Source organism: Ancylomarina sp. 16SWW S1-10-2 (genome assembly GCF_009669305.1).
In the GTDB taxonomy this organism is placed as follows: domain Bacteria; phylum Bacteroidota; class Bacteroidia; order Bacteroidales; family Marinifilaceae; genus Ancylomarina.
Window position 1 is genome coordinate 238838 of record NZ_SADB01000002.1, and the last position, 15545, is coordinate 254382.

At 32.4% G+C, this 15545-nt stretch carries 9 protein-coding genes and 1 pseudogene; 4 read left to right on the forward strand and 6 right to left on the reverse strand.

Features of this window, described 5'->3' with window-relative positions:
* Positions 1-5 precede the first annotated feature (5 nt).
* The gene (locus EMN46_RS02990) at positions 6-995 is read left to right on the forward strand and encodes a hypothetical protein (RefSeq protein WP_154199189.1); all 990 of its coding nucleotides are present in this window, start codon (positions 6-8) and stop codon (positions 993-995) included.
* A gap of 76 nt (positions 996-1071) precedes the next feature.
* On the opposite strand, the gene EMN46_RS02995 is transcribed toward EMN46_RS02990, so the two are convergent.
* Positions 1072-2427 carry an MbcA/ParS/Xre antitoxin family protein gene (locus EMN46_RS02995; protein ID WP_154199190.1) on the reverse strand — a complete coding sequence of 452 codons (1356 nt, stop codon included), beginning with the start codon at positions 2425-2427 and terminating at the stop codon, positions 1072-1074.
* Positions 2428-3095: 668 nt separating this feature from the next.
* Between EMN46_RS02995 and EMN46_RS03000 the strand changes: the two genes are divergently transcribed.
* Positions 3096-4367 (forward strand): type I restriction endonuclease subunit R, encoded by a 1272-nt coding sequence (locus tag EMN46_RS03000; RefSeq protein ID WP_154199191.1) that lies wholly within the window; start codon positions 3096-3098, stop codon positions 4365-4367.
* Positions 4368-5048: 681 nt separating this feature from the next.
* On the opposite strand, the gene EMN46_RS03005 is transcribed toward EMN46_RS03000, so the two are convergent.
* From EMN46_RS03005 to EMN46_RS03025, 5 genes and pseudogenes are all read right to left on the reverse strand, one after another.
* A complete protein-coding gene (locus tag EMN46_RS03005) occupies positions 5049-5312 on the reverse strand; it encodes a hypothetical protein (protein ID WP_154199192.1) in 264 nt (87 codons plus the stop codon).
* Between the two features lie 53 nt (positions 5313-5365).
* Positions 5366-6079 (reverse strand): annotated as a pseudogene (locus tag EMN46_RS03010) (ParA family protein); the annotation flags it as partial.
* A gap of 1129 nt (positions 6080-7208) precedes the next feature.
* The gene (locus EMN46_RS03015; RefSeq protein WP_154199193.1) at positions 7209-9635 is read right to left on the reverse strand and encodes a DUF3987 domain-containing protein; all 2427 of its coding nucleotides are present in this window, start codon (positions 9633-9635) and stop codon (positions 7209-7211) included.
* Between the two features lie 133 nt (positions 9636-9768).
* The gene (locus EMN46_RS03020; RefSeq protein ID WP_154199194.1) at positions 9769-10074 is read right to left on the reverse strand and encodes a hypothetical protein; all 306 of its coding nucleotides are present in this window, start codon (positions 10072-10074) and stop codon (positions 9769-9771) included.
* A 1073-nt stretch (positions 10075-11147) separates the two neighbouring features.
* Positions 11148-12830, reverse strand: a complete 1683-nt coding sequence (locus EMN46_RS03025) for a PD40 domain-containing protein (RefSeq protein ID WP_154199195.1) — start codon at positions 12828-12830, stop codon at positions 11148-11150.
* Positions 12831-14356: 1526 nt separating this feature from the next.
* Between EMN46_RS03025 and EMN46_RS03030 the strand changes: the two genes are divergently transcribed.
* Entirely contained in the window at positions 14357-14899 is a 543-nt protein-coding gene (locus EMN46_RS03030; protein ID WP_154199196.1) for a hypothetical protein, read from the forward strand.
* A gap of 158 nt (positions 14900-15057) precedes the next feature.
* A complete protein-coding gene (locus tag EMN46_RS03035; protein WP_154199197.1) occupies positions 15058-15525 on the forward strand; it encodes a hypothetical protein in 468 nt (155 codons plus the stop codon).
* Positions 15526-15545 lie beyond the last annotated feature (20 nt).

Genomic DNA, 15545 nt, shown 5'->3' on the forward strand with positions numbered 1-15545 from the left:
TTGCAATGGAATCAGCAAAACCATTAAACAGGATTGGGATAATCGCCTTTTCACCAAAACAGAATATCATCATCTTATATGATTTTTTATTCTTTTACACTCAAAGCTTAGCCTCATTAATATCAAAGGGAAATAAGATCTTCAGTTTCAATGAGAAAGTCTACTATTCATGCACAAAGCAAGAAATCCTCGAGAACAGAATCAGTTTTGTCGACCGAAAGATGGATCGAATTGAGAAGCTTAGTAGACTTAGGAGAAGATCAATTATTTGGTTTAAAGTTTTCGTCGCTTCAACAGCACTTTATTTTATAGGGAAGGAATACCTTTATTTTAGTTTTCTTATGCTTTTAGGATGTCTTGTTAGCTTAATATTCTCCATCCCATTAGTAAGGCTACACAGTTTCTTTGAAGATGATGTACGAAAGAGACTTACCAAATATAGAATGCATTTAAGTTCTGAAATAGAGAAGATTTCAAAAGCGAAAAAGAAAGAAGATATTGCTCTTAAAGTGCCTATATCAGCAGATTCAAAAACATTAGGTGCCTTATATAATATTCTTAATGAAAAGAATCTCATAGAGAAAATTTCGCCAAAAAACTTCGAGAGTTTCGCCTTAGATACTTTTATATCTTCAAAAAAAGGAACTAAATTTAAAGAAAGAACTCTGATACATTTCTTTTCAGACAGAAATGAAGAGGCTATGAAATTATATAAGGACATAGTTGAAACTATCCAAGAAAGTATTAAAATAAAACCAATAGAAGAAGCTGTACCAGACGAGAATGCAAATCGTTTATTCTATCACCTAAAAAATAGCTCCTTAGAATTTCAGATACCATTCGAACAATTAGAGGTTCTTGTTAAAGTGTTTTGTCATAAAGTTTTTAGTGGGGATTGTGATCTTGTTAGATTAAACAATTCAGAACTAACTCATTTAAGAAATTTACATAAATTGAATTTTAGTAAGAAGATTCTCCTATCAATCCCGGAATGATTTTAATCCTCTGTAACGGCATCCAGTAATTCAATTATATTGGCATCACTTAAAACAAAAACATAACAATAATCAATCAACAATAAAGTCCTGTGTCAAGTCTGAGTAGCATTATAAAGACTTCTTCTAATCCTTCTGTATTATTTAATAATTCAGATGGTTTAATATTGCCTAAGCGAATACATTCTTCATCTAACCATTTCGTATATTTTTTGGTTGATCCAAATACTAAGAGTCCTTTTTCATTGACTATTTTCAAACTAATTCCAGTATTCATAAAACGATAAGTATTTGGACATTCATAAAATCCTTTCTTATCTATTCCTAAAAATACGGAATAAAACAGGTGACTAATTATAGATTGTTTTAAATCAAAGCGATGAAAAGGTTTTATCGTTCTCCTGCTAGCGTTCACTCTTTCGGCACTAAATACAGCACCTTTTATAGAATAATGAATACATTGAATTCTTGTTATTTTCCCTACCTGAAGTTCCAAAACAGCTCCTTTCAAACTATTGTGGAAGAACAAGAAGAATTGCCCCACTGAAAAATTCATCAGAATATTGTCGATATGTTTTTTGTGTATATCTAAAATATCCCATTTCAGCCTCAGTCTTTTAAAATTAAATTTGACGTATTCAACGCATTCTTCGGTAGCTATCCTTTTCCACAAATCTCTCAATTCTACTTCTTCTGCATTACTAAGATTAGGATAAAATAACTGATTATAAATTTCATCGTCAGTTTGTCCATCAATTTGCAAATTCAGCTGATAACACAATTTATTTAATTCAGTAGATTCTGCAAACTGTTCTTCATTTTGGGACTGTGATTTTGGAACATCTATACCACAAATTCTGATATAAGATTTCTTTAAAAGTGAAGAGATTATTTCATGATCAAAACTTTTAGTAGGAGATAATTTCTGATTCAACTTTCTACAATCAAGTGTTTTTGAATCATCCTCATTTGCATATCGTAAAAATGCAGAAAGGTAAAGCTTATCGTATAAAGGAAGATCCTGAACGACTACAGTTTGTTTATTTGTATCGACATTATAATGGTTGTTTAAGATCTCCACTGATTTTTCTATTATAATTCTTTGTTGATTCTGCCTCTCCAACTCACATGATGAACAACAGCATCTATCTGAATTATCATGTCCACAAATGGGACAATATGCTTTGTTTACAGAACTTGTTCTTCTTGGTCTATTTTGCAACATTTGCACATTGCAATAGGGACATAATTCATCCTCTGATAGGATAGGTGGTAGTAAATTATAAAAGCCACTTGCATGAATATCAATATTATAATCTCGTATTAGAATTTTTATCTTTTCTCCATCATTATATTTCTGACAAAGTTCTTCGATTTGCTCAGATGATAGATGGGCTAGTTTTTCTGAAATGGGAGGTAATTGTTGTTCCATGGAATTTTGTTTTAGGATCACGAAAGTTCCAAAACAATAAGAGGCATGCCCCTTACTCCATTATACCACAGAAAGGTACGACCAAGCACCCCGAACTAGCACAACGAAGCAAGGGAACACACCAATTTAAGGTGCGTTCACTCGTCCGTTTCTCTAGTTCTATAAATTTGGTCGTTTTATCTATAGAGAAACTTCAGTAACGCAATATTTTTCTTTAATATTTTCTAATCATAAAGATAGATAAATCCCTCAATTCAACAAGATGATATTTCTTATATTTAATGGTTCTATGATGCCATACATACCAGCATTACCATATATGCCAGAATAGCCATACTTACTTGCTATCCCATACGTACCAGTTTTTCTAGCTTAATTCCAAAAACAATTGATTTTTTATTTTTCAATAAGAAAAAAAGTCTGCAATCGACTACAAATACACCCTAAACAACTAATAGTAAATTTAATAACTGGTAAATTTAGAATCTGCAATCGTGTCGGCAATCGTTTTGCAACAAAAGGGAGTGACTAGACAAAAAAAAGCATACAAACAATAATCATGTTGCTTGGATGCTATTTTTCATCTTAACTGATACTATTTACCACTTGGTTTTGGAGAATTATTCCCTCTTCCGCCACCCGAAGGTTTTTCTGTTGTACTTGGGCCATTGTTTGGTCTTGGGGCTGAAGGTTTCGATGCTCAGTGTGTTTCAACGGTTTACCTTGACAAGCCAATTAAAGGTCATACTTTAATGCAGACCATTGCTCGTGCAAATCGGGTATACGATGATGAAAAAGAAAATGGACTTATCGTTGATTATGGAAATGTGTACAAACAATTGGAAAAAGCTTATTCTGTATATGGAGAAGGTGGTAGAGGGAATGGTGGTTCTGGTGGAAAGACGAAACCAGGAAAACCTGTAGAGAAACTAATTGAACTGGAGTTAGAGCTAAAAAAGGCGATACAAGAAACAAAGCAGTATTTAAAATCACTTAAATTTGATCTTACCGAATTAATTGAAGCTAAACCAATGGCTAAAATTGGTAAGCTTAAAGATGCTGCAGATTGTGTTTGTTTAAATGACAAAACCAGAGCTACTTTTGAAATCATGGCTCGTAATGTTTTTAGAAAGTATAAAGCCTTATTTCCAGAAGCAGAGGTAAGAGCTTACATAAAACGACATAATGCGATAGAGGCCATTTACAGCTTAATTAATCAAAAAGTTAAAACTGCCGATGTTACCGAAATAATGATGGAATTACAATCTATCGTAAGTGATAGTGTTTCCCTAAAAAAAATTGAAGCATCAGAAAAAGAAGAAGTTTATATAGACTTAGGCTCTTTAGATTTTGACAAGTTAAAAGCAGCCTTTTCCAAAATCGCTCGAAAGAATACTGTGGTCTACGATTTAAAACAAGCAATTAATCAAAAGTTGCAACAAATGCTAAAAGAGAATCCTCTTAGGATAGATTTTTACGAACGATATAAAAAAATCATTGAAGAATACAATCGTGGAAAAAGCCTTGAAGATACCCTTAAAGCATTCGATAAACTAAATGAGTTCATACAAGATTTAAGTATTGAAGAACAAAGAGCAGTTCGAGAAAATTTAAATGGTCAAGAAGCTTTAGCCATTTTCGATTTATTAAAAGAAGGTAAAAAGTTAGAACCTAAAGAACTAAAAGCGGTTAAAAAAATCGCTATCGAAACATTGGAAAAACTCCAAACTGAAAAGCTGAAAATTGACAAATGGAGAGAAAAAAGAGAGATTAAAGCGCAAGTGAAAAACATTATTCACGATACTCTTTTGTACTTACCCATGACTAGCTATTCCGATGAAGAAGTCGAATCAAAAAGCACGAGTATATATCAGCATATCTATTCAAATTATTATGGTGGAGGGAAGAGTGTTTATCAGAGACAAAACATACTAATCTAAAAAAAATAAACGCACCAAATTTAGAAGTTTGGTGCGTTTATTTTGATTTCTATTTTACTCAAAAACACTAGATTCTTGTGCTCACTATCACCTTACTTTTTTTCTATATTAATAGGTATTCCTAATTTTTTAATAAATATTCTATCTGCAAGCTAAAAGCGAGTAGATATCTCTTTTCTTGGTAAAGAAGAGCAAGAGTTAATGAGCTTGCGAATGCTTGTGGGTGAAACGGAGTTTCTAAGACCCACAAAACACATCTTGCTTTTTCAATATTCGTAATAAATTGGCTCTTGTAAATGACCCTTTAAACACTAATATAGGGCGGAAAACTAACTTTGAGCACAGATTAAGCACAGATTAAGCACAAATTAAGCACAGATTAAGCACAAACTAAGCACTAAGTAAGCACCATTTTTATCCCAATAGTTATGAAATTCGACCTGTTTTTATGGTTTATGTATCACTCCTAGCATAAAATCTTCAGTTTAGTACACTAAATGTGCACTAAACTTACACCAACTGTACAATAATTGTATGCCATTTTCAGAAATAGACAATTATCAATTTTACTTATTTTTAGAGTTGTCTTTTGCCATATTTCATTAAAAAGTGATATGGAAAATGAAAACAAAATCTATAAATTTGGCTGCATTGATAGTCTGGTTTTTATATCCTAGATAGCTACTTAAACAGCTTTAGAGCTTCATCCATGTTTTTATATTTGGACGCATATTTTTTGAGAGCTTCATTGATTACAGAGCCAATTGTTTTTCGTTCATAAAACGCAATTGCTTTTATCTGATTTAATAATTGAATATTGAGATAATAAGTAGCCTTTATTGATCCTAAGTCCAATGCTTTAGTCTCTTTATTAGGTTCTTTTTTTTCAGAAATACTCGATTGCAATAAGCCATCGATTCCCTTTTTAAAATCTTTCTTTGCCATACCTTATGGTTTTAGAGTTACTTATGTTTGTTATGGTGTATATTAGAAAAAATCTAATGTTGTTTACTTAAAAATTCTTCACAGAGGTTAAAATAATCTTCAGCACCATTACTCTTTGGAGCATATCTAAAAATGTCTATGCCTGCTGAAGGAGCTTCCGCAAGAGCAATATTTTCCCGAATGCAAGTCTCATACAGCTTGCCATTAAAATGCCCTCTAATCACCTCTGAGATATCTTTATGCATAACCTTTCGATGACTAAACTGAGTTAAGAGTACACCTTCTAACTCTAGCTTTGGATTTATTCTAGCTTTGATCTTTTGAGTTACTTCTAATAGTTTACTTAAACCTTGAATACTCAAATGATGGGGGAGTAAGGGGACTAAATAGGAATCGGAAGCTGTAAGAGCATTTAAAGCAACCAATCCTAATGATGGTGAACAGTCTATAATAATATAGTCGTAATCATTTTTAACTTGATATAGAAGTTCTCTAAGGAGATATTCTCTGCCAGGTTCACCCGACATTTCTAACTCAAATGCATTCAAATCAATTGTTGAAGGCACAATATCCAAATTCACCATGATCTGCATTGGAGAAAATTCACTTTCCTCCTTTAAGCATTGATAAATGTTATTCTCACAAGCACCAACACCTAATGATTGAGATAAATTGCACTGAGGATCTAAATCAATAAGTAAAATTCTTTTACTTTTTAAGCTCAATGCTGATGCTAGTGAGCATGCGGTAGTCGTTTTTCCCACACTACCTTTTGGGTTTTATTATCAATATTGTTTTTATCATTTTTTTTTAATTTAATAGGATTATTAGTCAGCAATGATATAATTGTCCTCATTACAGATTGAATGTGTGATCGTTACCAATGAATTTAGTATTCTGCAAACGAGTCGGCAATCGTTTTTATGTTTTTACTTTTATGGAGCGATTGCCGACCCGTTTGCAGACAAGCTTAAAATGCTATAACTAATTGACTCAGTCTGAATTATAGCTAGATTGTAAAGGGGTGCTGACTGCATCATCTAGTATAAAAATAAAAATTGCTCTACTACCTTTTGGGGTTTATTATCAATATTGTTTTGTCATTTTTTTTTTAGTTTATAAAGATTTTTAGTCAGCAATCAATAAATAATCATCATTACGGACTGATTAGGTGTTTGTTATGGGCTTTTTTAATACTCAGCAATCCAGTCAGCAAACGTGCTTACCCGTTCATTTTATGAAGCTGTTTGCTGACTGGATTGCTGACTAATTTTAAACGCGATAACTAATTGATTCAATCGAAGTTATAATTGGGTTCCATAGGGTTGCTGACTGATTTATTTAATATAAAAATAAAAGTTGCTCTAGATCCTTTTGGTGTTTATTATCAATATTGTTTTTATCATTTTTTTTAATTTTAATAGGATTATTAGTCAGCAATGATATAATTGTCCTCATTACGGATTGAATATGAAATCGTTACCAATGAATTTAGTATTCTGATAACGAGTCGGCAATCGTTTTTATGTTTTTACTTTTATGGAGCGATTGCCGACCCGTTTGCAGACAAGCTTAAAATGCTATAACTAATTGATTCAGTCTGAATTATAGCTAGATTGTAAAGGGGTGCTGACTGCATCATCTAGTATAAAAATAAAAGTTGCTCTACTACCTTTTGGGGTTTATTATCAATATTGTTTTTATCATTTTTTTTTAATTTAATAGGATTATTAGTCAGCAATGATATAATTGTCCTCATTACAGATTGAATGTGTGATCATTACCAATGAATTTAGTATTCTGCAAACGAGTCGGCAATCGTTTTTATGTTTTTACTTTTATGGAGCGATTGCCGACCCGTTTGCAGACAAGCTTAAAATGCTATAACTAATTGACTCAATCGAAATTATAGTTCAATTCTCTTGGATTGCTGACTGCATCATCTAGTACAAAAATAAAAGTTGCTCTACCACCTCCTTCTGGGTAATGCTCGTTCATAATTCCAAGTTCACGATTAACCATTTCTTCAAATAAAGATTTGGCTTGTTTCGTATTTTTACATCCAGCAACCTTATGAGTATAGATCTCTCTTAAACTTGCATTACCACCATTTCGGTTAATCCATCTCTCCGCTAACTCAACTTTTCGATCAACTTTGCTGGCATTAAGTCGTGCGTAAACTTTCTTTGCATTTTCCATGAAATACTCAGTTATTTCAATGGCCTTATTTAAACTATCCAAATCTATTTTCTCAAGTGTTTTTTTATTTTCGCCATAATTCATTCCTTGAATAATTAGGGCAAACCGAGCTATATAACCAGGAAACTTAGCCCATGCTCCTCTTAAATAATAGGGCATTTGATAGGATACCATTTCTTTGTAGAGCGTATTATTAACGTAATCTTTAAATTTCTGGTAAGCTTCAGAGGAAAACCTTGTTATCTCTGGTTGATCAGATTTTACTCCTTCTTTAAAATGGGCATTAAATAACCTATTAAAAATAGATGTTAATTTCTCATCTAAAATCTCAGATACTTCTATATCTGTGATCATGGGGGCAATTTCATCAGGATAAGCAAAAAGAATCCGATCAATTAAACCATTGTCTTTTCCTGAAAAAATATCCAATACTTCTGGTTGAATTCCACCCAATACATTTACAAATGGATTATCTGAAAAAATAGGTTCTTTGCCTTTTCTATTAATAATTTGGAATATTGCACTCCACAATTTCAACCACATTTCCAGTTCATTTCCTCCACCAGATTTGTACTGATTCATTCCTTTAATCCAACCTGCCAATTCATCCATATAACACAATACCCCAGAGTTATTATTGATCATTAACTCTGTAATAGCTTCCATAGTAGCATCAGAAGTAATGAGCTGTTTTACGGTTGGAGTGTCTGGTTTTATAGGTGTTTCAGAATTTAAGCGTTCTGATTTACTTAATGATTTCCATCTCTGAAACTCACTTTCAAATGCTTCACATTTCTTTTGATATTTCTCTTTATCTTTTAGGTATGATGCTGAAAATTTATTCTGAAGTTGCTTTAAAGGCAGGATTGCTTTATTTAATGCCGGAGATTTTTTTGTTCCTGGTCTTGAAACAATAGCAGCATATAAAATAGCAAACTCCCTCCAATCCTTTTTTAACTCGACAACACGCTTATTTGACATTGCCATGGCAAAACATGATAGCATAGGAACTGCAATAAATTCTTCAGGACAATTAATGGCTTCTGCTGATTTACTTACAAATTCAGCAATTGTATTGGGAAATGCATCCACAGGAAATGGTTTTGATTTGAGTTTACCTGGTACAGCTTTTTTAATCTTTGACTGAATTTGTTTATCGATTACACTATTAATCACAATACCGTGTTCTTTCGCTAACCAAAACAATGAGTTTATAGTAATTCCAGAACCATTTGACTTCAATAAGCCATCAAAAAACTCATTACAGTTATAACTATCATACTTACTGTAAAATTGGCTTATTCTATGAAAATTAGATCGACCACTTTCTCCAAATAAATCTATTATAGCGAAGCCAATCTTCATCCAATTTTCATAACCTTGAGTAATATCTATTCTTGTAGTTTCAATTACATTAATCAATTTGTCAACATCTTCTTCTAAACAATCAAATTTTAAGCTTGCCATTATGTTTTTTTGTTCATTTTGCCATATGTGCGGATTAAATTCCTTCTGAGATTCAGATGCATTAGAATTAATAAATACATCTTTATCGTGAGGTAAGAAACAAGCTCTAGCTACGTCTTTTCCACTATCATCTATATCAATTCCATAAGTAAACTTTAGGTAATTTTTAATTCCAATGAAATAATCATGATGATTGGCCTTGCTTAAATCAATTTTAACAACCCATTTTAAACCATCTCCTGATGGGGAAATAAAGAGTAATTCAGTCTCCAGATGAATATCATTAATTAATTTTGTTTTAATATGCTCTAAGTCTGTTAGATGATCAAAATCTAATACCATTAATTCTGAATGTTTGATTAATGATTTGTTGGATCTCTTAGTAAATTCTCCTGAAAAGCAGGCGTAATCAAAATGATCTGCTTTATACTGTCTAGCTTCATTTTTATCACTTATGGATCTTAATCTTTGCGTTATGTCTTGATATTTTAACCCTTTAATGAGATTATAAATGTCTAATGTATTAGTGGTTGAAAAGGGGATGGTGTTTAGTATTGGTCTTTTGAATAAACTGAATTTAGTGAGGTTTTGATTCTCTTGTTCTTGAGAGGTGTTTCCCATTTTGTTTGAAACGAAATTTTCTTTAAATTTGTCCATGTAATTATGTTTTTTTTAGCATTATTGAAAATGAGGTGGAAGGGTAATTCCACCTTTTTTTTATGTCTTTATATTACCTTCTTCTTTTAGGTAGATCCAAACCGATATCCTATTATTGATAGCCAGTTACACTTCACTTTGATAGATTATTGTCAATTAGATCTGCTAAGTGATTATACTTGTGTTTGTTTAAGAAGCTAAGGAGATCCTTAGCATCATATCTATACTCACCACTACTAATTCTAATAAAGGATAAACCTTCTGTTCTGAACCTCTTAATCGTATTTGGACTACTTTGTAAAAGTCGCTCAAGATCTTTACCAGTATAAATACGAACATCACTTCTTCCAGTTTGTTCAATTTTGTCTTCAATCTTTCTGAGAATGCGATTTTCAAATGCACTCCAATCATCTTTTGTTGGAATAAATACTTCAGCCATATTCTTAATTTTTAAATGATAATTATTACATGATTCGTATTGCAAAACGTTCATTGTAAGATTAGATGATTTTTGAGTAAGCTAAAAATGAAAACTTCAAAATGAAAATAGCCGTGTAAGAAAAACACTATGATAATTAGGTTGTTACGTGATTATTATTTAGAGGTAAATGATTTTCCCTTTATTGTAAATGATGGATTATAGGTAGTAAAATGATAAGATATCTTTTCCAAATGATAGTAGTTTCAAACAGGAAATGATGCTAAAACGTCATATTTGGCGCTCATGCTTAAAAAATAGGATTATATCCAGCTGATATAACAACAGGAAGAAGGAAGCAAACTGGTTAAATACTATCTTGTTTTAAGGTAAATTAGTTTTGACAAAAAGATGTGTATTCGTAAAAACTATTTGTTGTTATGGGGCGGAACAAAATAATATTACTACCAAAAGCAAAAAGAATTTTAAGTGAGTTGGGAGATAAGATATCTGCAGGAGCAAGGGCCTTTATTTTGTGTGTATTTTAATTTTCTACCATATTCATGAACGAGGGGATTATAAATCCCCAACTCCTTACCTGCAGATAAGATATCTGCAGGAGCAAGGGCTCACTTCGTTTCGGTTTTATCCTTGTGGTTTATAAAGCTGAAAATCGTTGATTAAAAACATGCTTTATGAACGAGGGAATTATAAATTCCCAACTCTGTACCTGCAGATAAGATATCTGCAGGAGCAAGGGTTTATAAAATTGAAAATCGTTGATTAATAAGATGTTTTATGAACGAGGGGATTATAAATCCCCAACTCTGTACCTGCAGATAAGATATCTGCAGGAGCTACGGTATCTTTAATAGTTCCGTAGGAACGTCAGTATGGTAGAAAGGTAGGTTTGTTATATTTTAAGCTCCGTAGGAGCGATACGCTTGCTTCTGGACAGTGAGTTGAGAGTGATGAGTAATCAGGACTGTATAGTTTATATAAACGGAAAGCCACGACTCAATTGTCATGGCTTTCTGTTTCTTATTATTAGAATTTAATGTCTGATTTTAGAGGAAATATTCAAGGTCTTTCTTTTAGGACTCTAAAGCTATTGCTGCTCTCTTAATCTTTAAGGGTTTACCATTTTTAAAAAGAACGATAAAAGCGCCTTTAATGTGACATGAATCTCTGAATGCTGCAGCTTCCCTGTAGGTTTTGAATGTTCCAATTGCATACTTATTAAAGCCTTCGCTAAATTGATGAGCAATAGGCTCTTGCCCCTGGTATGTTTTATTTAATTCCTTATTATTCGCTTCGTTTTTACAGGCAAGAATCTGAACTCTATAAATCAATTCTGGAATCACTTCTATTATAGATTTTTGTTCAAGCTCCTTGTTTATGGTTGGGTTTTCCTGGGTTGCAGAAAGGTTTTCAGCTTTTTGCTTTTCAATGGCAGTCAGTTCAGGTTCAATAACTGTCTCTATTTTATAGATGTCGTAACCGCCAAATCCGCCATTCCGATCCGAACTAAAGAATTCCTTTCCGTCGGCAGATTTAAAAAACTGAATATCATTATAGGGGCTGTTTATAGGTGTTCCCATATTCACAGGTGTATCCCATTTTCCATTTTCCAAACGATCACATCTGAAAATATCATAACCTCCCATTGTGTTATGTCCATTTGAGGTAAAGTACAATTCTTTTCCATCAGGGGTAACGAATACATCAGCTTCATCATAATGGGTGTTTATATCCAGACCAATATTTTTAGGATTCGACCATTCCCCACCTTTATTTTTGGTGCTATAGTAAATGTCACATTCTCCGTAACTTCCGCTTCTATCACTTACAAAGTAAAGTTCATTGCCTGCAATACAAGCCGATGCTTCTCTTGATGAAGGTGTATTTATAAGATAGATACTTTCATTTAAAATCCATTTGCCTTGTTTTAGTTTGGCAAGAAAAATGTCACCTCCGCCATCAATGCCAGAATAAAATGCAAGCTCATTATCTCCGTTGTAAGAGACCATTGCCACATTCAAATCTTTGTTAAAAGAGACATCCTCTTTTTTGAAATTCTTAAAGCTTTCTTTGTCCACCGATGCAGAATACACTTTTTCTAGCAGTTTGCCTTTGGTAGTGGTTACCCGTTGAGAACTAAAATAGAAGGTCTTATCTTTTAGTATGGGGTTCAAATCATTGTATGTTGAATTAATAATATGATCCAATAGCTTGACTTCTTTGTTGGTTTGTGAATTCTGTAGTTTCAGTCCACTTTTGCATTCGTTAATATGTTTCTCGCACAGCTCAATTAAAGTCTTATTTTGATCGACTCTTTCTTTGATTGCCAATTCAATGTTTTTATTAAACATCTTAATTGCGTTCAAAAATTCGTAACGATATTGGAGTGTTAGTCCCATAAAATAATAAAGATCGTTGCTTACATCAGGATTTAATTGACCTGCCTTTTTCAGATAATCCAAAGCTTTACCCTTTGAATTGCTTTGAAGATGGCAAATCCCAATATTGTAGTTCAATTCTGGGTTTGAATTGTTATACTTGTAAGCCTCCATAAATAATGCAATACACTTATCAGCATAATTCGGTACTGTTTGATATAAGGCAAGTGCTTCTTTAATTTTGGAATAGGCAACAACTGATTCCGTACTATTATTTACAAAATCACTTTTTTTCACTGATAGTACATTCTGCCCACTTGTCTCCAAAAAAGAAAATAGGATGAAAATCAATAAAATTATGATGTTTTTAGAATTCATAGAAGCTAGAGTTAGTACAATTTAATAATTGTAAAATAATAAAAATAATATTTATTAAACCATAATATTCATTAAATACTGCAAAAATATTTTTTTTAAGATAAATATTCTACGCCAAAGATAATTTGATGGGAGTATTGTAAGTGTTTAAAAGTAATATATTAGGGAGAAACTTGTTTGCTGATTTTATCAATGTGGTTATTTATGAACCTCTTGGCATTCTTCGGGATGATTGAGCAGATGATCAAAATTTGAAATACTAAAAATGAGCTTCGTTTTTCAAATTGTTTAACTCTACTTGTTCATTTAAGCACAATTATTTTTTTCAACTTCTAAATTGTCATTAACTAATATACTTACTAGTAAAGTTATTGATGCTAAGCATAGTTGTGCTGCCATTTGTCTTTCACTTTTTATTTGCATCCCAATTAAGTATTCAATGTTACTTTAACATCCTGTATAAATGCTGATATCCGTTTTTTAATCTGTTTATAGATGTAGAATAAAGGACGAACAATATGGCTATTCCTTTTATTTTTACTGTCAGAAACCGTAATGTGACATTGGTTTGTTTTATTATTTAAGTGAGTTGCAGGCTAGACAAACAAATTGCGCATTGGATGGATTGAAGGTGAAATTTGTCACATTATAAGCTAATAGACTAAGTTGAATAGACCCCACGGGGTTTTGGTAAACGCAAAAAGTAGATGGAGCTAGCTTGTTAAGTAAGACAAGCGTTTCTAATGACATATAACTTTCCATTTTTGGGGAAATAACTCAATTCTTTCATTTCCTAACCTTTAAAGTGCTATTAAATAGTATGAAAGGTAAATGTTTCATTTTTTGATTGTTGAATTTTATGAATATGTAAAGGTGAATTTCTTTTGTTGTTTAGAGTCACTTATCGTTATCATCTTATTCTTTCTGATTTATTTGGCGTAGATTGCCTTGTATTTAATTCTGAAATTATGAATGATGGAAGACCTTCTATTTGTTTCAAACGTAATGGAAACACTATTTTTAGATCATTTATAAATGAGGGTTTGCATAATTTCCAGGTGTTTTGGTCATCATTTTATGCTCGTTGATCAATAGTTCTTGGTCGTTTATGAATTATGTATTGGTTCTGATATCTTTGCATGTTCAATTAAGACTCATTTATAAGCACACAAATTTAGCTTTTGAGTGGAGAATCTTGTGAGTGTGTATTTGGAATGAATTGAAGATAAATGAGACTGAAGTTGGAGATCTGAATCTATATCATAAATTTTATTGGGCGTGAGATATTTCTCATTAGAGAATAAGGTATAATTCTTACTGTTATAAATTTTAGAAATCATTATTTGGAAAGGTGAATGAATTAATAACTCGTAAGCAACAATTTAAAGTCTATTCAACTTGCATTCTGTTTTTTTTTAACGATGAATAAAATTTCAGTTCACTTACCGAATGCGTTGAAATGTAAACCAAGAAATAATTAGTATCCGTATTTAAAATTAGATTAATAATAACCTTTTATCCGCATTATGAATTTAAAATCTTTTAAATTTTTACTTGTAGCTTTTTTAATGACTGCAAGTGTCAGCTTACATGCTGAAGACATCAAAACAGAGACTGAAACTCCTCAAACTGTTCTCACAAGCAAGTATATTTTAAATCAATATGATTTGAATAGGTACGTTCTATCTGGAGCCATAACGACAGGTTATAAATACAAACACCTTTTTGGTGGTATGGTCGCTCTAGATTATCGATTATCGAAACGATTTTCTGTTGGAGGTCAAGCGGATATCTATGTCATGAATTCTGATTTGAATGGGGAGCATAAATATTCACTTGCCTTGCGATCGAATTATCATATTCTGAAGTTTGAAAAATTCAGAAAAAATCCATTGGATATTTATTTTGGTGTATCTGTTGGAGCTAAAGCTCACCCGGCAGATGTGAAATTATACGATGCCTTTGTAGGTGTACATGTTGGCGCTCGCTACGACTTAGATGAAAAATGGATGGTGTTTGCCGAAGTGGGAACAAGAAATTCTGCACTAGGTTTAGCTGTTTCATTTTAGACTTTTATCGAGGCATCAATAAAAAAAATAGAACAAATAGATAAGGCATAATCGCAGCTTAGCTTATTGGTTCAAGCAGGTTTGTTTTTGCAAAAAAAATGACTGACAAATATATGAGTCGACAAAGACAGTCGCTTGTAAATTTCAAAATAGAAAATATGAAGAAGTACCTTTTTCTGCTCTTGTTGCTCATTTCCTTTAATGGGATGGCGCAACAAGATACCTTTAAACGACATATTTATTCGGTAGGGGTTAACACTTACGGCGAAGGACCCCATGGTACCGATATGGGACTTGAGGTGTTTTACGATGTTCGTATTTGTGAGTGTTTGTCTTTGGGGGGAATTGGAGAATTGGACATTAATCCTAATGTTATAGACGATAAAATCGATCTCATTTTAGGAGGACGACTTAATTTTCATTTGTTTAATCATCTAAAAGAAAATGCGACGCATTGGGATCCCTACCTTGGTCTTACTGGCGGTTTGCATGTTAATCCTTGGGTTGAAGATTATAATGTTGTTTACGATTGCTATGCAGGTGTTCGTTACTTCATTAAAAGACATTGGGCTATTTTTGCTGAAGTAGGGAGTAGTGATGCTATTGGAGTCAGTTTTGCTATCTAATTGTTCTGTAATTTTCTTGA

Coding starts and splice junctions, on each gene's coding strand:
- EMN46_RS02990 (WP_154199189.1), top strand. CDS start 6: ATGGAATCAGCAAAACCATTAAACAGGATTGGGATAATCGCCTTTTCA.
- EMN46_RS02995 (WP_154199190.1), bottom strand. CDS start 2,427: ATGGAACAACAATTACCTCCCATTTCAGAAAAACTAGCCCATCTATCA.
- EMN46_RS03005 (WP_154199192.1), bottom strand. CDS start 5,312: ATGGCAAAGAAAGATTTTAAAAAGGGAATCGATGGCTTATTGCAATCG.
- EMN46_RS03015 (WP_154199193.1), bottom strand. CDS start 9,635: ATGGACAAATTTAAAGAAAATTTCGTTTCAAACAAAATGGGAAACACC.
- EMN46_RS03020 (WP_154199194.1), bottom strand. CDS start 10,074: ATGGCTGAAGTATTTATTCCAACAAAAGATGATTGGAGTGCATTTGAA.
- EMN46_RS03025 (WP_154199195.1), bottom strand. CDS start 12,830: ATGAATTCTAAAAACATCATAATTTTATTGATTTTCATCCTATTTTCT.
- EMN46_RS03030 (WP_154199196.1), top strand. CDS start 14,357: ATGAATTTAAAATCTTTTAAATTTTTACTTGTAGCTTTTTTAATGACT.
- EMN46_RS03035 (WP_154199197.1), top strand. CDS start 15,058: ATGAAGAAGTACCTTTTTCTGCTCTTGTTGCTCATTTCCTTTAATGGG.